The 24,404-nt window shown below is 66.1% G+C and carries 28 protein-coding genes and 1 pseudogene; 12 read left to right on the top strand and 17 right to left on the bottom strand.

The window, feature by feature from the left end:
• Nucleotides 1-193 precede the first annotated feature (193 nt).
• The 6 genes from GUI70_RS03650 to GUI70_RS03625 all read right to left on the bottom strand — a co-directional run bounded on the left by GUI70_RS03650 (nt 194) and on the right by GUI70_RS03625 (nt 6,486).
• Nucleotides 194-352, bottom strand: coding sequence for a hypothetical protein (locus GUI70_RS03650; RefSeq protein WP_161880949.1), 159 nt, complete (start codon nt 350-352; stop codon nt 194-196).
• Between the two features lie 243 nt (nt 353-595).
• The gene (locus GUI70_RS03645) at nt 596-1,195 is read right to left on the bottom strand and encodes an NADPH-dependent FMN reductase (RefSeq protein WP_161880948.1); all 600 of its coding nucleotides are present in this window, start codon (nt 1,193-1,195) and stop codon (nt 596-598) included.
• 57 nt (nt 1,196-1,252) lie between these two features.
• Nucleotides 1,253-1,630: a luciferase domain-containing protein gene (locus GUI70_RS03640; RefSeq protein WP_161880947.1), complete on the bottom strand. Its 378-nt coding sequence runs from the start codon at nt 1,628-1,630 to the stop codon at nt 1,253-1,255.
• Nucleotides 1,602-2,195, bottom strand: a complete 594-nt coding sequence (locus GUI70_RS03635) for a hypothetical protein (protein WP_161880946.1) — start codon at nt 2,193-2,195, stop codon at nt 1,602-1,604. The genes GUI70_RS03640 and GUI70_RS03635 overlap by 29 nt, the downstream gene beginning before the upstream one ends.
• A gap of 140 nt (nt 2,196-2,335) precedes the next feature.
• Complete coding sequence (locus GUI70_RS03630) at nt 2,336-3,682, bottom strand: LysR family substrate-binding domain-containing protein (protein ID WP_161880945.1); 1,347 nt, start codon at nt 3,680-3,682, stop codon at nt 2,336-2,338.
• 56 nt (nt 3,683-3,738) lie between these two features.
• Nucleotides 3,739-6,486 carry an ATP-binding protein gene (locus tag GUI70_RS03625; RefSeq protein ID WP_161880944.1) on the bottom strand — a complete coding sequence of 916 codons (2,748 nt, stop codon included), beginning with the start codon at nt 6,484-6,486 and terminating at the stop codon, nt 3,739-3,741.
• A 188-nt stretch (nt 6,487-6,674) separates the two neighbouring features.
• Between GUI70_RS03625 and GUI70_RS03620 the strand changes: the two genes are divergently transcribed.
• The 3 genes from GUI70_RS03620 (at nt 6,675) to GUI70_RS03610 (ending at nt 8,338) form a co-directional block, all read left to right on the top strand.
• Nucleotides 6,675-7,124, top strand: a complete 450-nt coding sequence (locus GUI70_RS03620) for a carboxymuconolactone decarboxylase family protein (RefSeq protein WP_202630388.1) — start codon at nt 6,675-6,677, stop codon at nt 7,122-7,124.
• A 122-nt stretch (nt 7,125-7,246) separates the two neighbouring features.
• Nucleotides 7,247-7,957 (top strand): alpha/beta hydrolase, encoded by a 711-nt coding sequence (locus tag GUI70_RS03615; RefSeq protein WP_161880942.1) that lies wholly within the window; start codon nt 7,247-7,249, stop codon nt 7,955-7,957.
• A gap of 30 nt (nt 7,958-7,987) precedes the next feature.
• On the top strand, nt 7,988-8,338 hold the full coding sequence (locus GUI70_RS03610; protein WP_161880941.1) for an esterase/lipase family protein: 351 nt from the start codon (nt 7,988-7,990) through the stop codon (nt 8,336-8,338).
• On the opposite strand, the gene GUI70_RS03605 is transcribed toward GUI70_RS03610, so the two are convergent.
• Nucleotides 8,335-9,318, bottom strand: coding sequence for an IS4 family transposase (locus tag GUI70_RS03605; protein WP_161880940.1), 984 nt, complete (start codon nt 9,316-9,318; stop codon nt 8,335-8,337). The two genes, GUI70_RS03610 and GUI70_RS03605, sit on opposite strands and share 4 nt — an antisense overlap.
• Nucleotides 9,319-9,488: 170 nt before the next feature.
• Between GUI70_RS03605 and GUI70_RS03600 the strand changes: the two genes are divergently transcribed.
• The 4 genes from GUI70_RS03600 to GUI70_RS03585 all read left to right on the top strand — a co-directional run bounded on the left by GUI70_RS03600 (nt 9,489) and on the right by GUI70_RS03585 (nt 11,671).
• Nucleotides 9,489-9,986, top strand: coding sequence for an alpha/beta fold hydrolase (locus tag GUI70_RS03600; protein ID WP_161880939.1), 498 nt, complete (start codon nt 9,489-9,491; stop codon nt 9,984-9,986).
• A gap of 51 nt (nt 9,987-10,037) precedes the next feature.
• Nucleotides 10,038-10,802: an alpha/beta fold hydrolase gene (locus tag GUI70_RS03595; RefSeq protein ID WP_161880938.1), complete on the top strand. Its 765-nt coding sequence runs from the start codon at nt 10,038-10,040 to the stop codon at nt 10,800-10,802.
• 48 nt (nt 10,803-10,850) lie between these two features.
• A complete protein-coding gene (locus GUI70_RS03590; RefSeq protein ID WP_161880937.1) occupies nt 10,851-11,153 on the top strand; it encodes a hexameric tyrosine-coordinated heme protein in 303 nt (100 codons plus the stop codon).
• Between the two features lie 107 nt (nt 11,154-11,260).
• Entirely contained in the window at nt 11,261-11,671 is a 411-nt protein-coding gene (locus GUI70_RS03585; RefSeq protein ID WP_161880936.1) for a hypothetical protein, read from the top strand.
• 712 nt (nt 11,672-12,383) lie between these two features.
• Here the strand turns inward: GUI70_RS03585 and GUI70_RS03580 are convergent.
• The 4 genes from GUI70_RS03580 to GUI70_RS03565 form a co-directional block, all read right to left on the bottom strand.
• Complete coding sequence (locus GUI70_RS03580; protein ID WP_161880935.1) at nt 12,384-13,124, bottom strand: cytochrome c biogenesis CcdA family protein; 741 nt, start codon at nt 13,122-13,124, stop codon at nt 12,384-12,386.
• The gene (locus tag GUI70_RS03575) at nt 13,125-13,517 is read right to left on the bottom strand and encodes a thioredoxin family protein (protein WP_161880934.1); all 393 of its coding nucleotides are present in this window, start codon (nt 13,515-13,517) and stop codon (nt 13,125-13,127) included. It lies immediately after the preceding gene.
• A 74-nt stretch (nt 13,518-13,591) separates the two neighbouring features.
• A complete protein-coding gene (locus GUI70_RS03570) occupies nt 13,592-14,020 on the bottom strand; it encodes a hypothetical protein (RefSeq protein ID WP_161880933.1) in 429 nt (142 codons plus the stop codon).
• 178 nt (nt 14,021-14,198) lie between these two features.
• Nucleotides 14,199-14,738, bottom strand: a complete 540-nt coding sequence (locus tag GUI70_RS03565; RefSeq protein ID WP_161880932.1) for a redoxin domain-containing protein — start codon at nt 14,736-14,738, stop codon at nt 14,199-14,201.
• Between the two features lie 414 nt (nt 14,739-15,152).
• Here GUI70_RS03565 and GUI70_RS03560 point away from each other — a divergent pair, with 414 nt between their 5' ends.
• The 5 genes and pseudogenes from GUI70_RS03560 to GUI70_RS23930 all read left to right on the top strand — a co-directional run bounded on the left by GUI70_RS03560 (nt 15,153) and on the right by GUI70_RS23930 (nt 17,478).
• Nucleotides 15,153-15,785, top strand: coding sequence for a ParA family protein (locus GUI70_RS03560; RefSeq protein WP_161880931.1), 633 nt, complete (start codon nt 15,153-15,155; stop codon nt 15,783-15,785).
• A gap of 115 nt (nt 15,786-15,900) precedes the next feature.
• Entirely contained in the window at nt 15,901-16,068 is a 168-nt protein-coding gene (locus GUI70_RS03555) for a hypothetical protein (protein WP_161880930.1), read from the top strand.
• Between the two features lie 28 nt (nt 16,069-16,096).
• Nucleotides 16,097-16,369: an adenosylcobinamide-GDP ribazoletransferase gene (locus GUI70_RS24210; RefSeq protein ID WP_237724675.1), complete on the top strand. Its 273-nt coding sequence runs from the start codon at nt 16,097-16,099 to the stop codon at nt 16,367-16,369.
• Nucleotides 16,345-16,518 (top strand): adenosylcobinamide-GDP ribazoletransferase, encoded by a 174-nt coding sequence (locus GUI70_RS24205; RefSeq protein ID WP_237724674.1) that lies wholly within the window; start codon nt 16,345-16,347, stop codon nt 16,516-16,518. Before GUI70_RS24210 ends, GUI70_RS24205 begins: the two co-directional genes overlap by 25 nt.
• A gap of 48 nt (nt 16,519-16,566) precedes the next feature.
• Nucleotides 16,567-17,478: pseudogene (locus GUI70_RS23930) on the top strand (nicotinate-nucleotide--dimethylbenzimidazole phosphoribosyltransferase).
• A gap of 19 nt (nt 17,479-17,497) precedes the next feature.
• Here GUI70_RS23930 and GUI70_RS03540 read toward each other — a convergent pair.
• From GUI70_RS03540 to GUI70_RS03515, 6 genes are all read right to left on the bottom strand, one after another.
• The gene (locus GUI70_RS03540) at nt 17,498-18,346 is read right to left on the bottom strand and encodes an MOSC domain-containing protein (protein WP_161880928.1); all 849 of its coding nucleotides are present in this window, start codon (nt 18,344-18,346) and stop codon (nt 17,498-17,500) included.
• A 49-nt stretch (nt 18,347-18,395) separates the two neighbouring features.
• The gene (locus GUI70_RS03535) at nt 18,396-19,418 is read right to left on the bottom strand and encodes an N-acetylglucosamine kinase (RefSeq protein ID WP_237724673.1); all 1,023 of its coding nucleotides are present in this window, start codon (nt 19,416-19,418) and stop codon (nt 18,396-18,398) included.
• Nucleotides 19,415-20,110 carry a glucosamine-6-phosphate deaminase gene (locus GUI70_RS03530; protein WP_161880927.1) on the bottom strand — a complete coding sequence of 232 codons (696 nt, stop codon included), beginning with the start codon at nt 20,108-20,110 and terminating at the stop codon, nt 19,415-19,417. Before GUI70_RS03530 ends, GUI70_RS03535 begins: the two co-directional genes overlap by 4 nt.
• The gene (locus GUI70_RS03525) at nt 20,104-21,402 is read right to left on the bottom strand and encodes a family 4 glycosyl hydrolase (RefSeq protein ID WP_161880926.1); all 1,299 of its coding nucleotides are present in this window, start codon (nt 21,400-21,402) and stop codon (nt 20,104-20,106) included. Before GUI70_RS03525 ends, GUI70_RS03530 begins: the two co-directional genes overlap by 7 nt.
• A 141-nt stretch (nt 21,403-21,543) precedes the next feature.
• Complete coding sequence (locus GUI70_RS03520; RefSeq protein ID WP_161880925.1) at nt 21,544-23,187, bottom strand: ABC transporter substrate-binding protein; 1,644 nt, start codon at nt 23,185-23,187, stop codon at nt 21,544-21,546.
• A gap of 47 nt (nt 23,188-23,234) precedes the next feature.
• The gene (locus tag GUI70_RS03515) at nt 23,235-24,266 is read right to left on the bottom strand and encodes a LacI family DNA-binding transcriptional regulator (protein WP_161880924.1); all 1,032 of its coding nucleotides are present in this window, start codon (nt 24,264-24,266) and stop codon (nt 23,235-23,237) included.
• Between the last annotated feature and the right edge of the window lie 138 nt (nt 24,267-24,404).

The following is a 24,404-nucleotide window of genomic DNA, read 5'->3' as shown; positions in this document are numbered from 1 at the left end:
CTGCGCCTTGGCGCGGGTTGATGCCGTGAACCGGGGAGCCGAAGTGTTTTACCTCGCCCGAAGTGGGCTGGGCCAGCCCGGTGATCGAACCGAGGGTGATGAATGTGCCGCAGTCAGTCGGTCCCACCACCGCCATGAATTTGCCGCGCCGCACGGTCATGTTGAAGGCGCGACTGAAGGATCTGTTGGAGCATCACCCCTCCAGCAGACTGACCGTGGCATCGTCATGCTGGGTGTCACAGACCGGATGGACCTCGCGCTGCCGGGCTGCCGTCCTCTGATGTTCAGCCAGCAGACCAATCAGCCTGTCGAGCGCGGCCACGAATTCCGCGGCGTCGGTGACCCGCTGCAAGACGCGGAATGTGACCCGTCGAGCGCGTGGGGTACGGCTCAGACGGCGCACCCGCTGGCAAGCAGCTGCCCGGCCTGCTCGCCGAACATCAGGTGATGATCGCGAAGGTGCGGCTCCAACAGGTGTCAGCGGTCGCTCCTGATCTTGAGGTACGCCCCTACGGCATCGGCGGCCAGCTGGCTGAGCCCCGCCGCGATCTGGGAGATGTCCGAAAAGCAGAGATGAGCAGGCGAACGTGGGTCTTCAGGCGTGGGTCAACGGCCCGGACTCCCGTCTGGGACGGCCCACCCGGCGGGTCCAGACGGCCAGCGCCACCAGCAGTTCGTGAACAAAGGTTCGGGTGGCGTCGTCGGTGAGGTGGCCCCCGGCGTCGAATTTGCCAGCGGCGTTGGCCACGAGCACCTCGGGTTGAGACAGGACCAGGGCGCTCGGGAACACCAGGGTCTGCCGCAGATGCGCTTGGGCGCGGGCGGTGCCCCAGGTGTACGGACTGGCCCCCATGACCGCCACCGGCAGGCCGCTCAGCGGCTGATGCTGGGGCGGGCGCGGCGCCCAGTCAAGCGCATTCTTGAGGACGCCGGGAACGCCGTGGTTGTATTCGGGCGTGGAGATCAGCAGGGCGTCGGCGGCCCACAGCGCGTCCCGGAACGCCTGAACGGCGGGCGGAGCGTCCTCGGTATCGAGGTCCTGGTCGTACAGTGGCAGCGGCGCGAGATCGAAGAGGTCGAGCGTCACGCCGTCGGGGCACAGCTCCCCTGCAGCAGCCAGCAGAGCGCGGTTGAATGAAGCGCGCCGCAGGCTCCCCGCGACGCCGAGAATGCGGATGGAATCAGGCTGGGGCATGTCATGTCTCCTTTGAAGCACTCCCAGTTCGGGCAGCGCCAGAGCATCTGGAAGGGGTCAGGCCGGACGCTCGGTCGGCACGGGCCATGCGGTGAGGCTGCTGCGGGCACAGTGGGCCAGCCAGAATTCCTGCAGCAGCCTCACCGCCAGGTTCAGGTCGGCAGCGTGGTCGAGGGTCAGGACAATCCACGGCGCGTCCGGGTCGTCGTGGTGGACGCGGGCCTGTCCCCGGCCGATCAGCTCATCTCGCAGTGCGCCGCCGCAGGCGATCCCGACCACACCGCTGCGGTGCAGATGCCCGATCAGCGTGTCCCGGTGAAACACGCCTTCCTGACCGTGGGCATAGGGCCTGATCTGCACCCCCTCCAGGGCGGCGATCCGCTCGCGCAAGCTTATGAGCGCCCCGTCACACGGTCCGGTAGGGTGCGAATGCATGGTCTTCCTCCGGGTCGCTCCAGGGGGTGGCGAGCGGGGCCGCCGTGAACGCGCCGGGCCAGTCCGGCAGCCGCGTGCTGGCAAGGGTGCTGTCCGGAACGTCTTCCCGATCGGCGCTCGGAGAACGGCCTCTTCCCAGAATCAGCTCGGGAAAGTCCACGACGAGGCGGCCTCCACCGGCCTCACCCCGAACCGTTTCGGCGCAGCGCAGCAGCCGTGAGGCCGCCCGCACGAACATGCCCGGCGTGAGCGGAATCAAGGCCGCCACCGAAACCACCGAGCCAGGGCAGGCGGCTTGGCCACGCCGCACGGCGAAGGCCAGCGGTGAGCGGTGAGCACCCTCCAGCACGAACAGCGCCGCGCCGGGTTCACACAGCGCCGTGAGTCGGCGGGCGGCCTCACCGCGAACGTCCAGGTACAGATACGCCTCAGCCTGCACCCGGGCCACGAGGTGCAGATCGTCGGTCAGACCGACCCGGACGCTCCAGGGTTCCGGTGACGGGCAGCCGACCGACGATCTGCCCGGCGAAGTGGGGGCGCGAAACTGAAGCGGCGACGGGTTCATCTCAACCTCCGGCAAAAGTGCGGCAGGTGGGGCCAACGGTCACGCTTCCGACCCCGATTGGTCGGCGCTGAAACGAGGATGTCAGCGGCCCCGTGTCCTGAGCGTGTCTGCTGGTGAGGGCAGTGTTTCCCCGCCCCGCTTCAGGGAGAAGAGGGTCTCGCCGTTCGCAGCGCCAGCACGATCTCAACGAAGGCAGCAGCGGGCGCAGACAGGCGGCTGCGGTGCCAGGCGACCGCGCCGTCCATGACCATCGGCTGCTGGTGGAGGGCGTAGCGGATGGGCCGCCGGACCAGGCCGGGCAGCTCAGCGGGCCACGAGGGCAGCGCCAGGGTGTACCCGAAGCCCCCCGCCACGAACTGGTTGCGGGTCTGGGGCATGGCTCCCTCCAGGAGGCGCGGCGGCACGATGCCGTTGTTCCTCAGCAAGCCCAGCACATGCTCAAACAGCGGGGGATGAACCCGGCGCGGGTGCATGATCAGCGGCTCGTCGGCCAGTGCCGAGAGCGGCACCTCGCGCCGCCGGGCCAGCGGATGCCGGGCAGGCAGCAGGGCGATGTAGGCTTCGCGCCAGATCAGCTCCCAGGCGATTTGATCATTCTCGATGGGCAGGGTCACGAAGGCCACATCGAGCGTGCCCTGGGTCAGCGCTTCGATCTGAGCGCTGCTGAAGAGTTCACGAAACGAGAGCCTGGCCTGCGGATACTGCGCGGCGTAACGTGAAAGCGCCTGTGGCACCAGGGGATGATTGAGAAATCCGTTGATGCCCAGCACCAGCGTTCCAGTTTCCGGGCCAGCCGCAGACGTGGGCCAGGCGGCCCAGCTCGCCTGCGGCCGCTCGTGCAAGCGCGTGACCAGTGCCCGCTGCGCTTCGGCCACCGTCCAATCAGGACCAGTAGGCACAGGCCGCTTGAACTGGCCGAGCCGGGCGCTCTGACCCGCCGTGAGCAGCAGCAGCAAGCGCTCGGCTTCTTCCGGGCTGGGCAGCGGTGCGCCGAGAAGCCAGCAGGCCCGCTCCGCCAGCTGGGCTGCCTCAGCGAAATCGCCCTGCGCCGCCGCGCCCTCGGCCAGATCCAGCAACGCGCCGCGCACCCGCCGGGCGATCTGTTCACGCCGGTTGTCCACCCACTGTTCGAGGTGGGCATTCCAGTCGGGCCGGTAGATTCCCGCCAGAAACGCGCCGGTGTACGCACGGGTCGCCCCGACCAGATCGCCGGAATCCAGCAGTCCCAGCAGCGACCTGGCGTCGCAGGGCAGCGCCGAGCGCAGGCGGCCCGCATCGTCTACCACGGCTCCGGGGGCCTCGCGGCGCAGACGTTGCAGGGTGGTTCGCAGGCTGCCGAGGCGGTTTCGGGTCTGCCCGAAGAACAGATCGGCGAGAACGCGGCGCTCCTGGGGTCCTTCCATCACCAGATAACTGAGCAGCAGCAGCGACTTGGGACGTGAGCAGCTCCCCCCCCGCAACTCCAGTTTCCCGAGCGTCTGTAACACCACACCCTATGGTAGCGCCGACGCTGATCAGCTCATTTTTAATCGTGTCCTGAATTTCAATTCGTGTTGCCCTGGACCCAGGACACGGCCTGCTCCAACGTCATCGTCCGTCCCGTCGTCCAGGCGACCTCGAACCCGGCGGCCTGGCAATTTGCTGCCAGGCCCAGCGCCCGGCACTGCTCGAGGTGAGCGGCGTCCAGCGAGATGCGGCGGCCCAGGCGCTCCTCGAGGGCGGTGGCCGCGCCCAGCAGCACGATGCCCCGGTGGCCCTGCCCCAGATCGAGGGCCAGGCGTCCGAGGCCCTCGAGCACGTCCGGAATCAGCAGGGAGGAGCCGCGCTCCAGTAGCCCACCCAGCGCGCGGACAAAATAGCTCCGGGCGGCCCCGAACTCCCCGCGCTGGCGGGAGAGGTCGCCGAGGTTTTTGAGCAGCCCGTCGATGTCGCCACCGATTTCGAGCTTGTGGCGCAGCGACTGCTCGTAGGCCGCCTGTGCTCCGGCAAGATCACCCCCCAGAAGCATCAGCCTGCCGAGATTGTTGAGGCTCGAAGCCAGGCCGTGCTGTTCATTGGTGGTCCGGAAGACAGTCAGCGCCTGCTCATACCAGCGGCGGGCGGTGGGCAGTTCACCTGAGCGCATGGCGACGTTGCCGAGGTGCAGCCAGGTGATCGGCGAGGCCAGGCCGAGCTGATCGCGCAGCGCCAGGGACGCTTCGAGCAGTCGCCGGGCTTCAGCGTAGTCGCCCATGTCCATCGCCAGCTCGCCCTGAACCGCGAGCGCCTGTTCCCGGACCTCGGGAGGGATGTCCTGCCCGGCCGCCAGCCCCAGCGACAGCCAGCGGCGGCCTTCCCGCGCCCGGCCCGTTCGGCCCCAGTAGACCCGCAGCCGGGCCGCGCAGCACAAGACGTCTTCCGGCTCACCCCATTCGAGCCAGGCATTCAGCACCACGCGCAGGTTGTCGAGTTCCAGCGTGAGGCGCTCCATCCACGGCTTCTCGCCCTGCAAGCTCAGAAAGGCCGCGTTGGCCTGCTGGGTCAGCGTCCGGTAAAACCCGGCGTGGGCGAGCTGGGCGCGGCGCTCGTCCTGCAGGTCTTGCCGCAGGCGCTCACGGGTAAATTGCAAGATCAGGGCGTGCAGATCGTAGCGGCCCGCACCCATCACGCGGATCAAAGACTTGTCGAGCAGTCGGGCCAGCACCGGCAGGGTGGCCCCCGCCACCTCGCCTGCCGCCTCGCGGGTAAAGCCGCCGTGGAACACCGAGAGCCGCGCCATCACGGCCTGATCACCCTCGCTGAGCCGCGCCCAGGTCTGCTCGAAGACCGCCCGCACACTCTGGTGCCGCCGGGGCACGCTGGGGCCTTCCGCTTGAAGAAAGTCCAGACTGCGCTGCGTTTCGCGGGCGATTTCACTCAGCGGCATCAGCCGGATCCAGGCGGCGGCCAGCTCGACCCCCAGCGGCGATCCGCCGACCAGCTCAGCGATCTGCACGATCACCGCCCAGTCGGCTTCACCCGGCGCAAAGGCCAGTGAGGCCCGCCTGGCCCGCAGCACGAAGAGGTCCACCGCGTCCGCGTCCCGGATCTGTGCCGTGGACGCGCCCGGCGGCGGCAGGTTCAGGCCGCCGATGGTCAGCACCCACTCCTCGTCGAGGTTCAGCCGCTCGCGTGAGGTCAGCAGCAGCGTCAGGTTGGGGCAGCCCTGAAGAAGCGTCTGCAACTGCTCAGCGCCGCCCAGCAGATGCTCGACGCCGTCGAGGATGAGTAGCAGCGGCGGCCCTTGCAAGCAGGCCTGCAGCGCGGGCAGCGGCGGTTGGTCGCCCGGCAGATTCAGGCCCGCCGCCTGGGCGATCACGCGCGGCAGGTCGCGCAGCGCCGCCACCGGCTCCAGCGAGGCGAAAGCCACCGCCTGATGCGCCTGAACGGTGCGGGCCACTTCCAGGGCAAGCCGGGTCTTGCCGATGCCGCCGGGGCCGACCAGGGTCAGCAGACGAACCTCGGGGCGGGCCAGTGCCCGGACGATCTCGCCGCGCTCCACGCTCCGGCCCACGAACGCCGTGGCCCGCTCCGGCAGACGCCCGCCGGTGCCCAGATGGTCCACGGCGGCGCTGGCCCGCAACGACTGGCGGGCGTCCTCGACCGTGTGACGCAGCTCCAGGCCGAACTCCCCGGCCCGCTGGCGCAAACGCGCCACCAGGGCGCTGTGCCCGGCCACCAGCAGACAGTCCAGCCGCTTGAAGGTCTCGGCTTCGGGTTCAGGGGCGCCGTCCAGGTTCAGGGCCGATTCGGCCAGCCCCGCCGCCGGGCCGAACCTGCCGCTGGCGGCCTGCCCCTCAGCCAGGACCAGCAGGGCGCTGCGAACCCGCGAGGCCAGGTACTCGCGGGTCGAGTACACCCACTCTTCGAGCTCCACGCCCCAGTCGGCACTGTGCAGGCCCGCCAGAAAAGGCCCGCTGTAGAGTGCTACGCCCGGCGCCAGTTTGCCCGCCTCCAGCCGGGTCAGCAGTTCCCTGGCGTCGCAGCTCAGGGCCGTCTGCACGAAATCCCCGTCCAGGTCTAAGCTGCCCGGCGCTTCCTGCTTCAGCCGCCGCAGGGTACTGCGCAGGCTACCGTGCGGGTCCTGGGCCTGACCGAACAGCACCTGGCTCAGGTGGTGACGGTCACGCGCTCCTTCCAGGGCCAGGTAGCACAGCAGCAGCAGCGACTTGGGCCGCGAGTAGGCCGCGCCCTGAAGTTCGAGTTTCCCCAGCGTCCGGAGATACACCCCCCAGCTTAATCCGGCGTCCGGTAGGGCATGGGCAGCGGACACGCCCAGGACACGCCCCCAGGTTCAGGTTGACAGGCGAGAGCGCAGGCGACCCCTTAACCACCTTCTGACCACCCGCGCCCGCCTCAGCAAGGAGCCAGCCATGAACCGTCCAGACCGCGCCCAGCCCGCCGTGGGCCTTGCCTCAGCCGCGATCCCTGATCATTCGAAGGAGGCGATAGACGATGGGCGTGCCGATTGATTATGTCCGCATCGAGCCGGGCATCGGCCAGGCCCTGGGGAGCCTTCACACCTACGTGCGCAAAACGGCCCTCGATCCCCGCCTGCTGCACCTGATCGACATCCGGGTTTCACAGATCAACGGCTGCGCGTACTGCCTCGATCTGCACTGCCAGGAGGCCCGCCGGGACGGTGAATCGCAACAGCGGCTGGACGTGCTGGCAGCGTGGTGGGAGACCGAACTGTTCACGCCGACTGAGCAGGCCGCGCTGAGATTCGCCGAACACGTCACCCGAATCCCGACGGACAAGGGCAGCGACGAACACTCCGCTCAGCTCAAAGGGCTGTTCAGCGACCAGGAGATCGTTCAGCTTCTCGGCGCGGTCATCGACATCAACGGCTGGAACCGGCTGGCCATCGCCACCAGCCGCCAACCGAAACGCCGGGACGCCGAGGGCTGAGCCGTGAAACCGCTGCCGGGTTCGAGGGACACGCCCAGGACACGCCCGCTGGCACAGGCTTCAGGAGCGCGGGGCAGCAGACACCAACCCCACCCGGCGCAAAGGAGGAGGAGTGGCCGGGCATGACAGCAAGCCGCGTGGGTGAAGCGCTGAGCGCCGTGCTGGTTCACGGGGCCTTCACAGACGGTTCGAGCTGGGCTGCCGTCACCGACCGGCTCCAGCGGGCCGGGGTCGCCGTGTGGGTTGCGGCCAACCCCCTGAAGGGCGTGCACCACGACGGCGAGGCGCTCGCCCGCACCGTTCGTCAGATCGCCGCCCCTGTGCTGTTGGTGGGCCACGCTTACGGCGGAGCGGTGATCACCCACGCGGGAGGCCGGGTTACGAATGCCCGGGGGCTGGTCTTCGTTTCCTCCTACGGCCTGGAGCGGGGTCAGAGCATCTCGGCGGCGGTGGCCGCCTGGCCCGCTGCGCTGGCGTGGACGCCGGACACCTCGGGCGCAACGGCTGAGCTGCTGATTCCACCGACCCGCTTCGGGGCCATCTTCGCCGCCGATTTGCCCCGTCACCGCCAGGATGTGCTGGCCGTCAGTCAGCGGCCCATCGCCGCGGCTGCGCTCACCGAGCCGCTGGCCGTGGAACCCGCCTGGACGTCGCTGCCCTCGTGGGTGCTGATCACCACCGAGGACCAGCTGGTTGACCCCGACATACAGCGCGCCGCCGCCAGACGCATGGGCGCAATCTCAGAGGAAGTGGCCGCCTCACACGCCGTTCTCCTGAGCCAGCCGGAAACCGTAACCGTGTTCATTCTCAAGGCCCTCGCCGCCCTCCATTGATTTCCAGTTCCACTCCGCCAGGAGGCTCATATGACCGCATTCAGAACGCCCGTTCTTTTTATTCACGGCTTGTGGCTGCACCGCAGCAGTTGGCAGCCCTGGGTGGACCTCTTCCGGTCACGTGGCTACGAACCTGTCGCCCCCGGCTGGCCCGACGAACCCAGCACCGTCGAGGAGGCCAGGGCGCAGCCCGAGCGGGTCGCCAACCAGAACCTGAAAACGGTGGTGGAGCATTTCCGAGAGGTGGCTGCTTCATTGCCGTCCAAGCCCATCCTGATCGGGCACTCGTTCGGCGGGTTGATCGCCGAGAAGCTGCTGGGTGAGGACGTGGGCATCGCGGGCGTCGCGATTGACCCGGCCCAGATCAAGGGCGTGCTCTAAGTAGGGGACAGTTTGCTGGCACAGGTAAGAAAGTGTTGGACAAACAACATCTCAGATGGTGTCCACAGCAAATTGATGAGCGCTGATTTCAAGGTATTCAGCCCATACCGCACGACCGAGAGGGCCAGGCGTCCGTGAGCGAGCACCGGGATCGGTGCTCGCTCGTGTTCAGCTTCTCCGACCCTCCAGGCCCACACAGAGGTCAGCGTGGCGAGGGCGAGAAGGGTGCTTAACCGTTCAGGGTGGCTCAAATGCGTGGCTTCCAGATCAAAGCCCGACCCTTTCCAGTGCTTGAAGAGGCACTCAATACTCCACCGCTTGGAATACGTTTCCAGCGCGTGTCGGCCGTGCTCCAGGGTCGCGACGTACAGCACATGGCCGTGCGTATCCCGCACGGCGCACACGCGAAGCGGGACGCCGTACACCATCAGCGGTCGGTACCACCAGAAGACCCCCCCTGCAGGAATGCCCTTGAACAGCGCCCAAACGGGCATCCCGCCCACCTTGGTGTTGCCCTTCAGACGAATGCACGGCGCCACCTTTGCCTTGTTGAGGCTGCTGAACCACTTCTTTCCAATGAATTCGCGGTCTCCCAGGAGTCCCGCGATCCGCTTCGCCGGCAGCACCTGCAACACGCGCTCCATCAGCGCATTGCGGACGGTTGAACTGCTGCTCCCCCCATGGGGGAGCAGCGTCCACATCAACGGCAGGGCCTGTCCATTGAGGATCACGGCGACGAGCAGGATGTTGATTTCGATCTTGCCCAAACGCCAGTTCGTCCGGTCAATGACCAGCCAAAGGCGCTCCATGGGATCGGCAAAGATCAGGACGAACCGCGCGAGCACGTCCTCGGACAACCGGATGTTCTTGAAAAAGCGGTGCAATTGCTTCACCTTGCTGCTGTGGAGAGCCTTCCCAGGCAGGTGGGCAGCCAACTTGGTGAGCCGGACGTCCTCGCGCTGCACCAGCGCGAGGATCAAGGCTGCCAAGAGCGTCAGACTCGGGGCACGTAAGCCCCAGGGGTACTTGGCGAGGTGGGCGAGAACCGTAGAATGAGGCGAGCAGCTCGGGCGTGTTTTCATCGACAGAAACACCATCCCAGAGTTGCTCTAGCCTTTTATCCCACCCAAACTGTCCCCTACTCAGGGGCGTGCTACCGCTGCCGCTGGCCGAGTTGCGCTCCGGGTTGCCTGCCCTGGGCAATCCCGCCAACATCTCGCGGGCGGTGGCGCTGACGGGCAAGGAATTCAAGTTCAGCTTCGGCAACGCGCTGGAGCAGAGCGAATCCGATGCCCTGTTCGACCGCTGGACGATTCCCTCTCCAGCCCGCCCGCTGTTCGAGGTGGCCGTCGCCAACTTCAACCCGCACGCCGAATCGAAGGTCAACACCCACAACGACGCGCGTGGACCGCTGCTGCTGATTTCCGGCACCGCCGACCACACCGCGCCGGACGTGGCGACGCGGGCGGCTTTCCGGCTTTACCGCGACTCGCTGGCGGTGACGAATCTGGAGACGTTTCAGGGACGCGGACATGCACTGGTTATCGATCACGGCTGGCAGGATGTGGCCGAACGCGTGTTGACCTGGCTCTCGGAACAGGGGCTGGGTCCGGAGGCCAGGGCAGTTGAGGCCGCGCAGGCACATTGATCTTCAGCACGCCCAGCCCAAAGACCCACTTGTCTTCTCAGGAGGTTTCCCATGAACTGCTCTCCTCTGGCCGCCCTGACCCTGATCGCCCTGCTGTCCTCTGCACTGGCCGCCCCTGCCGGAACAATCAAGAACGTCGTGCTGGTTCACGGCGCCTATGCCGACGCCTCCGGCTGGGCCGGGGTCTACCGTATCCTCAGCGCAGATGGCTACCACGTGACCGTGGTACAAAATCCGCTGACCTCACTCGACGACGACGTGGCCGCCGTGAACCGTGCCCTGGCGCAGCAGGACGGCCCGGTGATTCTGGTGGGCCATTCCTACGGCGGGGCCGTCATCACCCAGGCAGGGACAGCTCCCAACGTCGCGGGACTGGTCTACGTCTCGGCCTTCCAGCCCGATGTGGGCGAGTCGGCCCTGAAGTGGGCCGTCTCCGAGCCGCCCGCTCCGGAAAACGGCATCCTGCCACCGGACGCCGCCGGGTTCTCGTCCTACGACGCGGCCAAGTTCCACGCGGGCTTCGCGGCCGACCTGAGCGGCGAGCAGGCGGCCTTTCTCGCGGCCTCGCAGATTCCGGTGTCCATCAAGGCGCTGGGTGCGCCGCTCACGCAGGCCGCCTGGAACACCAAACCCAGTTGGGCCGTGCTGAGCAGCGACGACAAGAGCATCAATCCGTCCATCCAGCGGACCATGTACGCCCGCGCCAAGTCGGTGGTCACCGAGATCAAGGGCAGCCACGCCACCTACATCTCGCATCCCCAGGACGTCGCGGATGTGATCGAGGCAGCGGCCGTCGGTGTCGCCAGCGGAAAATAGGTTCCCGCCCCTCTCGCCCCTCCCCTACTGCCCACAGGAGCATCCACCATGACCACTGCCGAACATACCCAGCCCGACGCCGCAGTTGTGCCCGCCGCCCCCCAACTTATTCCCGGCAACAGCCTGATCACCGCCACCCCTGACGAGGGCCGTCTGCTGGCCGTCCGCATGGCCCAACTGGTCATCAAGTTCACCCAGCCGGACACGAAGGTGCGTGAGCTGCTCCGGCCCGGCTACTCCACCAACGCCGCCGACCTGATCGCCATCACCCACACCGTGGCACTGGAATTCGCCACCATCGCCGCCGCGAACCACTACTGGCGTCCGGCCACCTCCACAGCGCAGGGCTAAGCCGGACTTCACGCCGGGGGCAGGACGTGAACCTGTCTCCGGGTTTGAATTCAGGGTGAACCTGTCACAAGCCTGCTCTTTCTGGCAGGCCCCCAGGGGGAAGACTGATGACCGTCAAGTTCAACCGTGAGCATTTCGCGTTCTATCCCAGCAACCGGCTCGTCGGTATGGTTGACGGCGCGGACACCGTGCAGGGCTTACTGAATGACCTGCTGGCCCTGAAGCTTCAGGAGGGCGATCTGGGCGTGCTATGCGGCAACGCGGGCCTGCGCTGGCTGGACGACGACGGCAGCCGCCATGGGCTGCTGGGCCATTTTGTCCGCTGGACCCAGTTCCTGACCGACGAGCGTGAGGAACTGCGCCAGTACGAGGAAGCGGTGGCGGCAGGTCTCTTCCTGGTGGCAACACAGCTTCCGCATCAGAGTCCCGTGTATAGCGCCGCCCTGACTGCCTACCAGCGGGCCGGGGCTAGTCTTCTGCGCTACTTCGGGCCGTCGGTGATCGAGGAGCTGGAATAAGCGTCCCGCGAAAGTCAGTCTGCGTTCCATGCCGGACCCCTTGAGATTCAGTGTTTCAGACGGCATCCTGCCGCCCAGCTTGATCCGACCGGCCCGACCAACCGCCTGCCGTATTGGCAGAGGGCCAAGTTGCGGCCTACCGCCACTGTCATTGCTGCGCTGATTGCGTTCGGACCGATTCGACCCCGTACCGTCCTGTCTCCCCCCGCAACTCAGACACGCACCATCCGGGCACTCCTCACGCCCACGATCCGTTCACGACGAGATGCAGAAAGGTCAGAGCGCTTTCCCGGATGTTTCGGACTTGAACGCAATCCGTATCGGCCAAGACGGTGCAAAAACACAGCTCGGACCGCACCTAATAGTGATCGACGGTTTTCCCACCGATCACTATTAGGTGCGGCTTGAGGTCAGCGCTTAAAGCAGTTTCCCAAACGGATGACTGGGCCAAAGCACACTTAGTCATCGATCCTTCTGACTGTTTTAGCCGGTGCCCACGCTGACTAAGCGTATCCGACTGTCAAAGTCGGTCACGGATTTCGCTCCATTCCGCAACATCCGGGAAAGCGCTCTGACCTTTCTGTATTTTGTCATGAGCGGCACCTGTACGGGGCCTGCGCGCTTCTTGGGCGCAGCGGACGCCCTTGAGGACGCCTGCCCGCTTGGTCGGAATTCGTCGGTTCTCTGAGACAGTTCAAGTCGGCGTCCGTAATCACTGGGACAGGTCTTTGTCGAGCTGCTGCTGCACTTTGGCTGAATTCTCCAGAAAGGTCAGGTTCTGGACATACGGCACCCGGTCCACAATGAAGGTCTGAGCAGCTCTGTCCAACCCGAACGCCATCCCCACCGCGAACAGGGCCAGCACTGCCCCAAAGGCCCGCTGAATGCCGGAGAGGTTGTTCATCAGCGCTGGAATTCGGGTCAGCAGTGCACGTCCGCCGCGCATGATCGCCAGCATCGGCACAGCCACGCCCAGCGCGTAGGCCAGCGTGACCAGTGCAGCAAAAGCGCTCACCGCGTTGCTGAGGGCCAGGGTCGTCACACTCGCCAGAATCGGGCCGACGCAGGGGGTCCAGACCAGCCCCAGGGTCGCGCCAACCATCAGCCCACCGAGAAAGCCATCACTCGGGGTGCCCCGGCGCTGCGGCACGGCGTGGGCGGCCAGCAGCTCGAAGCGCCGCTGTACGGCGGGCACGGCCAGCGTCAGGCCAAACACGAACAGCAGCGCTACTGCCACCCAGCGCAGCGCGTCGGGGCTGAGATTCAGCGCCCCCACGACGCTCGCCAGAAACAGCGTGATCAGCACGAAGCTGCCGATGAAGCCGAGGATGATCCCACCGGGCCGCGCCCGCCCACCCACCGCGCCGGAGAGCAGCACTGGCAGCACCGGCAGCACGCAGGGCGAGGCCACCGTCAGCACACCGCCCAGAAAGGCGAGCAGCAGCAGCAGCATTTACTCGCTGGCTTTGGTCACGTTGGCGACGATCTGCTTGAGGCCGCCCCCGGCCCACTTACGAACGGCGTTGCCTTGCGCGTTCACCAGAACGAAGGTGTGCTGGGCAGTGATGCCGTACTTCTTCTTGAGCGCCACTTCCCTGTCGTAGTCGGTCTTGAAGATCACGATGTTTTTGGGCAGCGTGGCCAGGTTGGCCGTGATGTCGGCGTTGGCCGCCTTGCAGTTGGGACACCAGGTCGCGTGGAAGAACAGCACACGCTGCTGGCCTGCGGCGGCGTCGAAGGCGGCCTGGGTGTAGGGCTCATACCCGCTGGGTTTGACAGCCGCAGCCGGCGCGGCGGGGACGGCAGCGGCTATCAGGATCAGGGAGGACAGCAAGATTTTGTTCATCTCAGGTCACCTCAAAGAAAGTGGGCAGAAGAAGATGGCACTTGGCGGGCACAACGGAGTGCAGTCTGTTCGACTCAGGGGTTCAGGGGCAGCGTCGGAGCAGTCAGTGTGACCCGGTTGACTCGGCCTGCACTCACCTGAAAGCGCTGCTCGCGCGTCTGCACGCTGCACAGGCCCCTGCGTTTGTCGCAGACGAAGAGTTTGGCCCTCAGCATCACGCTGTAGGACCCGGTGGGCAGGGAGAGCTTGAGTCGCACCGGAACGAGCTGCGCCCAGTACTGCCGGTCTGCTGGATAGGGGGTGCCGCTCAGCTTGACACTCTGGGTACCCGCCGGACTGCTCACATTGAGCACCGAATCGCCCAGTCTGTTGTAGATCAGGCCCGGCACCGCCTTGAATTCCACCTTCAGGATGGTCACAGGTAAGGCGGTGCCGGACTCCACCGCCCGGACCCCGCCCACCAGAAATGCGAGGCCCGTCAGAGCACTGAACCCGCTTTTCATACGGACTTCGCTTGAACCCATTGATCGCACCAGTGAACTCCGACAAGTGGACAGGACCTATACAGGACGTGCAAAGCTCCGCAGGAGAGGCGTGGCGTGCCGAGACGCGTCCGTTTGAGACGGTCTCTAGAACCATCCAGCACTTGCCCGGAGGGTTCGGAATTGAGCACAGTCCGTCTCACTTCTCGGCCAGCAGCGCCTTGATGGTCGCTTCCAGTTTCGGAATCGCCTGCGGGTAGCGGCTGGAGATCTCGCCACTGTACACCGCCCGCAGTTTGCCTTGACGATCGATCAGGTAGAAGGCGGGCCAGTAATGGTTGTCCCAGGCCCGCCAGTTCGTCATGTTATTGTCCTGTATCACCGGCCAGACGACTTTGTCCTGAAGCAGCGCGTCTTTGACGTTTTGCAGTGGCTTGTCGGACTCGAACTCGGGCGTGTGAATACCGACGATTTCCAGGCCCTTCGAATGGTATCTACCGTACCAGTCGCTGAGGGTCGGCAGACTGTTGTGGCAGTTGATGCACGAGTAGACCCAGAAATTGACCAGCACCACCTGACCATGCAGGCCCTCCAAGCTGTAGCCACCCGGCGTCGGCGTGTTGAGCCAGGGACCGCCTTGGAGCTTCGGTGGCGTCTGCCCCACTCCCACCGCGCTGGCCTGGGCGCCCAGCCCCAGTGTGGCCAGCAGCAGGGCCGCGAACAATTGACGTGTCGTCATGAGAAGCCTCCTACACAAAGGTACGCATTGCCTCACTGGAAAGTTCAGTCCGCTCCGACCGGTCTTGGAACTTGCTAGAAAGCTAGAAAATAATTTTTCTAGGAAATAGGTTAAATCAGGAATTATTTTTATCCCTTTAAAGTTTTCTCAATATCCAGCTGTCGAGGTAAAAATTTTTCTAGATTATGAGAAGACTAGATATGCAGATTTCTATTTCCCTATCTTCGTTGTTTCCAGCTGATAACGTGTCAGACTCTTACGAGTGTTATCAACACGGGTAGAAAATCAATTTTCTTAGAATCTAGAAAAATATTTTTCTTGCGACTTAGAAATTTAGAGAATGAATTCGACTTCTAGGAAGATGGGAAACTCGCTTTCTGCCTATCTTTCCAGGTTTCTTGCTATGCTGTCGGAATGCCACACGTCTTTACGATCGCCGCCAAGAAGGGAGGGGTCGGCAAGACCACTACCGCCCTGCATCTGGCCCAATACCTCGGCAAACGCGGGCCGACGGTTCTGCTCGACGCCGACGAGGAACTCCGCAGCGCTCTCGACTGGTTCGGCGGCCAGAGTGGGTACGGTGGTTGGCGCTTCGACGCCCACGCCTACGAGGACTTTGAGAACGACGCCTCGTTGGTCGCGCCCTACACCTATGTCGTTCTCGATACCAAAGGCGGCGAGGACCGCGACGCCTTGGTACAGCTCGCCGAGCAAAGCCGCCTGCTGATCGTGCCGTGCAAGCCCGAGGGCGTCAGCAGCAAGGGGCTGGTGCGTACACTCGAGCCGCTGATCGAGCAGCAGGTCCACAACTACCGTGTCCTGATCACCGATGTGCCCAGTGCACCGAGCCTCGACGGAGCCAACCTGAAATATGCCCTCAAGGAGCAGGGTATTCCGGTATTCGAGACCATGATCCGCCGCGCCGCCGCCATCGGCAAGGCCGCTGACGAGGGCGTGTACGTGCGTGACGTGAAGGCCGACCGCTACGCCAAGCTGGTGGCAATGGACTACGAACTGATGGGTCAGGAGGTGTTGCAGCTTGACTAATACCGCGAAGGGGAAATTCAGCGCGCTGGGCCGACTCGGTGACGTAACGAATCAAGTTTTCGAGGAAAACAATAAGCGAGAAATTGAGGAAACTAGGAGGCTAGAAATCTCTGTCTTGCCCGAACCGCCTGCCGAGGAACCCTGGGAGGCCCTGGGCACCGAGGTGCGGACGCAGACCAAGCGGCGGGTCAAGGCGTATGCGGGCATGGCGGGCCGCAAGATCAAGGACGTGGTGGACGAGGCGCTCACACAGTACCTGGAACGGATGAGCGCCCAACCTTGACCCTGAACTTGAGGCTGGACATCCCCACTTGCTGAGCAGAGACCTCGGGCGGGCAGCCCATCTGGCGCTCACCTCCCTGACCACCCTACCGCTGCCACACATCGGAGAGGTCCGTGAAGGCGGATTCACGCGGGCCAGCGGCTTTTATCCGCTGGCAGGCCACGCGGTGGGCGGGGTGGTGGCGCGAGTGGGGCTGCTGGGGCATTGGCTGCACCTGCCGTCCGACATGGGAGCGGCACTGGGAGTGGACACTTGGCTGGCCGTTACCGGGATGGGATGCTGCATTCCGACGGTCTGGTGAACACCACCGACGCCCTGTTCGTCATGAAGTCGACCGCCGAGAGCCTGAAGATTCTGGGCGAGATTCACGTGGACGCTTTGGGACTGGCCAGCGGCGTCACCGCCCTGCTGATTCGCTTCTCGTTGCTGCAGGAGCTGCACAACGCCTAGCCGCTGCTCGTCACCCCGGTGGCGGCGCGGCTGAGGCTGCTGGTGCCTATGAACCGCTCCCCGGCCACCAGCCAACGCCAGGCCCGGCTCACCAAACCGCCCGGCGCGCTGGGCCACCTCGAAGCCTTCTCGGTGCGGCTCTCTGGCATCTTCGGCACGCCCAGGCCCGATCCGCAGGGCGTGGCCGTCATCGTGACGGCGAGCGATCACGGGGTGGCCGCCGAGGGCGTCAGCGCCTTTCCACAGGCGGTCACGGCCGCGATGGTCGGCAATTTCCTGCTGTCCACGCCTGCCGGACCCGGCGGCGCCGCCAATGCCCTGACCCGCAGCGTTGGCGCGCGGGTGTACGTGATGGACGTGAGCGTGGCCGCCGAATTGCCCGACCATCCGGCCCTGATCCGCGCCGCCGTCAGACTCGGCAGCCGTAAGTTACGGCCCGAGAGCGCTATGACGCGGGAGGAAACCGCCGAGTTGATTTTGGCAGACGCAGCTGCCGCCCGCCGGGCCATTGACGCCGGGGCCGACCACCTGCTTCCCGGCGAGATGGGCAGCGCCAACACCACGGCGGCCAGCCCCCTCACTGCCCGGCTGCTCGGTCTGGAGGCCGCGCAGGTCACCGGGCGCGGCACCGGCATCGACGACGCTGGTCTGATTCACAAAGCCTAGGTTGTCAGCGACCCGCTGGGCGCGCTGGCCGGTCTGGGCAGCTACGAGATCGCGGCCATGCTGGGCATGATGCTTCAGGCGGCGGCGCTGCGCCGAGCCGTGATCGTGGACGGCTTCGTGGCGGGATCGGCGGCGCTGGTGGTGTGGCCCTCGCCCCCAATCTGCGCGGCTTTCTGTTCGCAGCTGGGCGAGGGCAGCGGGAGCGTACTAGCCGCGCCGATGCTGAAGGCGGCGGCCACGCTGCGCGAGATGCTGACCTTCGAGGAGGCCAGGGTGCCGGACGGCGCGGGGTAAACAGCCGGACGAATCTCGCTTATTCGTACATCGGGGTGGGCGTGGAGCCGACTTCCAGCACCTCCAGCACGTCACCGACCCGCAGATGCCCGAAGCGCTGGGCAGGCGGGGCGTCCTGCACCAGATGCTGTCCAAACGGCACCGCCTGGTTACGCAGCCGGGTGCGGGCCAGGGTCCGTAGCGGCTCGGCGCTGCGCTCCCCCGAAGCCGTCACGTTGATGACGGCGCAGCGCGCGCAGCTCTCGACCACCTCGAAGGCCACCTCGCCCACCCGGATGCGCCGCCAAAAATCCTCCTGGTAGGCCCTGCCGCCGCTGATGACCAGATTGGGCCGCATCTCGGCAGCGCCGACCTCTCGGCTGACCTGGGCATCGATGTCGGCCAGCGACGCCTCGGTGATCAGATGAAAGGGATTGCCGTCCACGAAGCTGATCTGCGAGCGGTAGGGGCGTCCGTCCGGCTGAAAGCGCTCCACGTCCGCCGGCATCCAGACCAGACCGAAGTCGCCGTCCAGAAAGGTGCTGAACCAGTTCGCCGCTGCCTCCACGCAGACGCCGCGCAGCGGCTGACCCCACATGTCCACAGCCCGCGCCTCGCCCTGCGGCGCGAACGGCACCTGAAGGGCAGGCATCTGCGGCGCATTGACTTGCAAGCTGTCCATGCCCAGTGTCACCTCCACCACCTTCAGGCGGGGCTGCTCGCGCTGGGTCACGGGCCGCCCTGCCGCGTCCACGACCATCCAGCGGCGGTCATGGGTGAGGCCCGTCGGCCCCAGGTCGGAGGCGGGCAGCGAGACGCCGCCTGCCGATTTGATCGGGTAGATGTAGAGAGCACTCAGCGTCAGGCGGTCCAGCGGGGTCGGTATCAAGGCAGGCATCCTTTTGGAGGGGGGCAGAGAACGAATAAGGAGATCGTCTTCAGGTCAGAAACAGGGCTTCGTCCGGGCAGGTTTCTTCTAAGCGTTGAAACTGCTGGGGACCGATGATCTGCCCGGCCAGTTCGAGCGCCAGCAGCAGTGCCCCGAACACCGGCTCGTGGCGGCTGGCCTGCCAGGTGACCCGCGGGTGAACAAGGTGGACGCGCGCCAGCAGCGATTGGCGCAGCAGGGGAGAGGGGTGACGCATCACGCCGCCGGAGGTGACCAGCAGGTAGCCGTCGTCCAGCCCGACCTGCCGGGCCGCCGCCAGCGCGTAGTCGCCCAACGCCTCGCCGTGGCGCTGCACGAGTTGAATGCTGACCGGGTCGCCCGCACCAGCTTCATCGAGCAGCAGCCGGGCCAGGCGGCCCAGGTGGGCCGGGGCGGGCCGGTCGCGGGCGGTGAAGGCATGCAGCAGCGCCTCCACGCTGGCGCACCCGAAATGCGCCAGCAGGCGCGCTGTCAGGCTGGTGGGCGGCGTGATGCCGAGTTCGGTGCGGTAGACGGCGCGCAGGGCCTGGCGGGCGAGGTCTTCCGCGCCCTCGGGTTCCTGCCAGTAACTGCTGTGCCACAGCCGTCCCGCCGGGCTGCGGGCGGCAGTGCCCGCACTGGTGCCGCAGACCACCGCCACCCCCAGACCGCCGAGCGACCCGGCCCGCAACGCCCCCACCGCGTCGTTGACGACCTGGGTGCGGGCGGCCCACTGCCAGCGGCCCAGCGCAGCCTCCAGCACCTGAAAATCCTCGGGCCAGTCAGCCCCGGCAGCGCTGAGGGTCACGGCGGACAGCGGGGTGTCGTTCAGCCCGGCGCTGGCCCTGGCGGCCCCCACCGCGTTCTCCAGGGCGCTCAGGGCACGCTCCGGTTCCACGTAAATGTTGCTCGGCCCGGCGCGGCCCGAGCCCAGCACCCTGCCGGACGTGTCGGCGATCAGGGCGATGGTCTTGGTGTTGCCCGCGTCAATACCCAGCACCAATCCCCCTGAAATTAGCTCCGGCGTCGGGCGGGTGGATGCCGGGTCGGTCACGTCCAGGCCGCCGCGTCCGCAATCACGGTGGGGGCCGTGCGGCGCAGCAGCGAGGCGGGCAGATCGGGCGTCTCGGGTTCCTCCAGCGCAGCCCGCAGCACCGTGCGTTTGTGCGCGCCGCTGACCAACAGCAGCGTTTGCCGGGCGGCCAGAATGACGTTCATACCCGCCGTGACCGCCTGCGTCGGTACCGGCAAGTCGCCCCAGTAAGCGCGGTTGCTCTCCAGGCTCGCGGGCATCAAGGCGAGTCGGCGGGTCGGCGCATCCGGCGGGCTGGGCGGCTCGTTGAAGCCCAGGTGTCCGTTCGGCCCCAGTCCCAGAATCGCCAGATCGATGCCGCCGAGTTCGCTGATCTCGCTCTCGAACTGGGCCGGGTCGTCCAGCCTGACGGTGCGCCCGGTACCCAGCGGCTCCACGAAGGAGCGCTTCATCCAGGCCCACAAGCTGCGCGGGTCGTCTTCCGGCACGCCCAGGTACTCGTCGAGCTGCACGGCCGTGACCCGGCTGAAGTCGGCCTCGCCCGCTTGGGCCCGCCGCGCCAGTTCGCTGTAGGTCGGCATCGGGGTGTTGCCGGTGGCGACCAGAATACTCAAATCGGGCCTGGCCACCACCTGAGCGCAGATGAAATCGGCAGCGGCCCGCGCCAGCGAGTGCGAATCCGGTTGAACGTTGAGTGTGACGGACGCTACCACAGCCGCTCCGGCAGGTGGTCGCGGTGGGCCTGCGCCAGCTCGTCGTAGAGCGTCTGGGCCAGCGGCAGCGTCCGCACCAGCGGGTTGCTGATGAGTGCTCGCACCGCGTCCTGACGGTTGCCGTCCCAGGCGGCATCGGCAGCGAGCTGCTGGTACTCGCCAAGCGCCGAGAGCAGACCGCGCACGCCCGGCGGGACCCGGTCACCCGCGATGGGCCGCACCCCCTGGGCATTGACCAGACACGGCACCTCCACCACCCGCGAGTCGGGAAAGTCGCGGATGGCCCCGGCATTGACCACGTTGGTCGGCCAGATCTCATTCTTGTCGTTGAACACGGCGTCCATCACGTCCACCGCCACTTCCAGCTCGAAGATGCCGCCGCGCGAGAGGGCCGGTTCCAGCACTGGATTCGCGGCGTCGAGCTGTTCTCGGTAGTGCTGCCAGTAACTCGGCACATCCGCCAGGATGTCCTGGGCGCGGGTGGTCGGCTTGGTCTGCAACTCGGTCAGCATCTCCCGCTCGAAGTAGTAGTACTTCATATAGGAGGCGGGCAGGCTGTTCATCTGGACCGCCAGCGTGATCCAGCGCCGTGCCCAGTCGTCGGCGATGCCCTCTTCGAGCTTCCGGGCCAGCATCGGAATGATCGGCTGGCCGTCGTAAGTGGCTCCGCCGCTGTCGTCCTGGGCGCTCCAGCAGGCGTGATTGAGGCCGAGCATCACGGCACTCACCTTATTGGGATCGAGTCCAGCGAGTTCGGCGATCTCGCGCGGGAAGACAATCGGCCCCTCGCACAGCGACACCACCTTGATGGGCGAGTGGTCGGCCACGGCCTGGGCGACGATGTTGACGGGGTTGGTATAATTGAACAGCGTGGCGTCGGGGCAGACCCGTTCCATGTCGGCCACCAGCCCACGCGCCACGTGAATGGCCCGCAGCGCCATGAAGAATCCGCCCGCGCCCTGGGTTTCCTGCCCCACCACACCGTGCGAGAGCGGAATGCGCTCATCTTGGTAGCGCGCCGCGAAGCCGCCGGGGCGGTAGCTCGACAGCACGCCGTCGCAGCCGTCCAGCGCCCGCAGCCGGTCGGTGGTGGCCGTGATCTTGAGGTCGGCTCCCTGCGCCTCGGCCATCTTGCGCGAGAGGCAGCAAACCAGATCGAGCTTTTCCGGATCGAGATCTTGCAGCACGATTTCCGAGCCCGCAAAATTAGCGGCCTGACGGATGAACGAGGCGACGGTACCGGGCGCGCGGGTGCTGCCGCCGCCGATGTAAGCGAGTTTGACCTGGGCCATAGAAGCTGTCCTTTGGAGAGAAGCAGGGAGGAATGTAAACGTTACATTTTTGCACAGGGCGAGTGGGACTCGGCCCAACCTGGAACACTAAGAACCGCCCGCCCGCACGGGGCAGGGCTGGGCGGTTCTCTCGGAGGTTGTTTACTTGGGCTTGACGTTGAGGTACATCAACCGTGCGCCGGTGCCGTCGTCGGGGCTGGCGTCGTTGTAGGGATTCTGGGCGCTGGGGAAGCCGGTGAATCGGCTGGTGTTGAAGAGGGCAAACTGCACCCGGTCGGTCAGCGGCACCCAGGGCATGTCTTTGAGGACGGTGTTGACCATCGTCGTGACGGCTTTTTTCTGGGCCGAAGCGTCGCTGGTCGAGCGGAACGTCTGCAGCGCCTGGGTGATGGCCGGGTTGGTGTAGCGCGACAGATTGCTGGGCGCCGTCTTGCCTGCCGGGGCACTCAGCTCAGGGGCGAACGACTGGTAGAACAGGTAATAGGGGGTCGAGCCGTTGCCCCAGCCCCAGCTGATGCCCATGTCGTAGGTGGCCGACTGCATGCTGCCCGAGTAGCCCGCCCACTGCTGCTGGTCGATCTGGGTGTTGATGCCGAGCTTCTTGAGGTTGTCCCCAATGACCTGCGCCATGGTGATGTAGTCGGTCCAGCCCGCGCCCACCAGAATGCGGTAGTTGGGCAGCGCCTTGCCGTCCTTGCCGAGGCGCACGCCCTGGGCATTCTTCTTGTAGCCCGCCGCCGTGAGGGCCGCGTCGGCGGCCGCCGGGTCGTACTTGACTTCCATGCTCTTGGCCGTGCTCGGCATCCACTTGGCCTGCTGCGCCGGAATGATGGCGCTGGGTTCGGACGCCGGAACCGCGCCCGCATAGGCCTTCAGGGCCACTTCCTTGGTGTCGATGGCTCCGGCGATGGCCCGCCGGAAGGCCACGTCGTTGAAGGGGGCCTTGGTGGTGTTGAAGTACAAGAAATTGCTGTTGTTGGTGGGCCACCAGTAGGAGGTGTTCTTGTTCTGCTTGACGTAGGCGATGGGGTCGGAGATGCCCACGTAGCCGTAGTCGGCGTCACCCTTGATCAGCTTGAAGAGGGCGGCATCGTTGCTGTTGGTCGAAAGCCACACCACCGCGTCCACGTAGGGGCGGCCCGGCAGCCAGTAGTTGGGGTTTTTCAGCACCCGCAGCGCTTGCTGGCTGTAGCTGTCGAAGACGAACGGCCCGGTGCCCACCGGCTTGGCATTGGTAAAGGTGGCCGGACTGGTCTGGGAGGCCCACAGATGCTCTGGCACGATGGGCGTGTTGGCGATGAAGGGAAAGGTGGGCGTGTTGGGCTTGTTGAAGGTAAAGACCACCGTGGTGGCGTTGGGGGCCTTCACATTGTCCAGGCCGTTTTTCCAGATGCCGGTGAGGTCGAGCACCGGGTACTTCTTGATGTAGTTGAAGGTAAAGACCACGTCGCTCGAATCGAAGGCCTTGCCGTCCGACCACTTGACGCCGGGACGGGTGGACACGGTCAGCGTCTTGTTGTCGCTGCTCCAGGCGTACTTGGTGCCCAGCACCGGAGTCACCTTGCCGTTGATGCTGTTGACGAAAAACAGCGTCTCGTAGATGGCCGAGTTGGTGGGCAGGAGGTGCTGGCTGCCGGGCGTGAAGGGGTTGAAGTTCTGCGCGCCCCACTGGTCGCTGCGCACCACCGTGAAGGTGCTCTTGGGGTCCTGGGCGTGGGCGGCGCTGCCCAGGGCAGCCGTCAGGATCAGGGCGAACTTGGCGAGCGTTTTCATGTTTCTGTTCATGGAAATCCTCCGGGAGAAGAGTGGACTGCGCGTAGAGCGGGCGTGAGTCAGTCGGGCGGGCCGGTGGACTCGCGCCGCACCAGTTCGGGCGTGAACATCACCGGCTCGGCGCTCTGGCCACCGATGAGCCGCAGCGCCAGCTCGACCGCCGCTACACCCATCGGGTAAGCGGGCTGGCGGATACTGGTGAGACGCGGGTAGAGCAGCGAGGCGATCACGGCGTCGTCAAAACCGATGACGGCGACCTGCTGCGGCACCTTGAGACCACGCTGGTGCAGGGCGCGCAGGACGCCCGCCGCCATCAAATCGCCCGCCGCGAACACGCCGTCGGGCCATTCATCAGGCCCGGCGAACAGCGTCTCGCCCGCCTGCAGGCCCGACAATTCGGAGTAATCGCCCTCGAAGCGGCGGTAGGTCAGGCCCGCCGCCGCCAGGGTGCGGGCAAAGCCGCGCTCGCGCTCCTGGCTCTCGCGGCCCGGTGCGCCCACGAAGGCCAGACGGCGGCGACGGGTCGCCAGCAACTCGTGGGCGGCCACATCGCCCCCGGCCTCGTTGTCGAGTTCGACCCGGTTGGGCAACCCCGGCACCTCGGACGCGACTTGTACCCAGCCGAGCCGCTGCCGCACCGGCAGGGCCGCGCCCAGACGCGAATTGATGACGATGCCGCCGTCCACGGCATGGCGCATGATGTGCTGGGCCGCGCTGCGCTCGGTGGCCGCATCGTCGTGGCTGGAGGCCAGCAGAATGCTCATGCCGTGGCGGCTGAGCACGTCTTCCACCGCGCGGATCATCTCGCCGTACAGCGGAAACGAAACGTTCGGCACGATCAGGCCCAGCAGATCGCTGCGCCCACGCACCAGATTGCGTCCCAGCGGACTCGGCTCGTAACCGAGCGCGGTGGCCTGCTCCAGCACCCGCTCACGGGTCTGCGGACTGACGGCGCCGCCGCCGCCCAGCGCCCGCGACACCGTGGCAATCGAGACCCCCGCCTGCCGGGCCACCTCGCGGATGCCGGCGGCCCGCAGCGGGACCGCCGGGGAGGTCAGCGCGGGCGAACCGAGCGGCTTGGACCTGGTCATCGGAACTCGGGCATCGGCCCACCTCAGCGCGGGAGAAGACGAAATGACGAGAGCAGAACGCAAAGAGGTCCAGCGGACCATGCTGCTGAAAACGTTACATAGGGAAGTGAGGCCAGCCTAGAATACCGGTCCTGGAAA

The organism is Deinococcus alpinitundrae, from assembly GCF_009982895.1.
In the GTDB taxonomy this organism is placed as follows: domain Bacteria; phylum Deinococcota; class Deinococci; order Deinococcales; family Deinococcaceae; genus Deinococcus; species Deinococcus alpinitundrae.
This window is presented reverse-complemented; position numbering and strand designations above follow the sequence as displayed.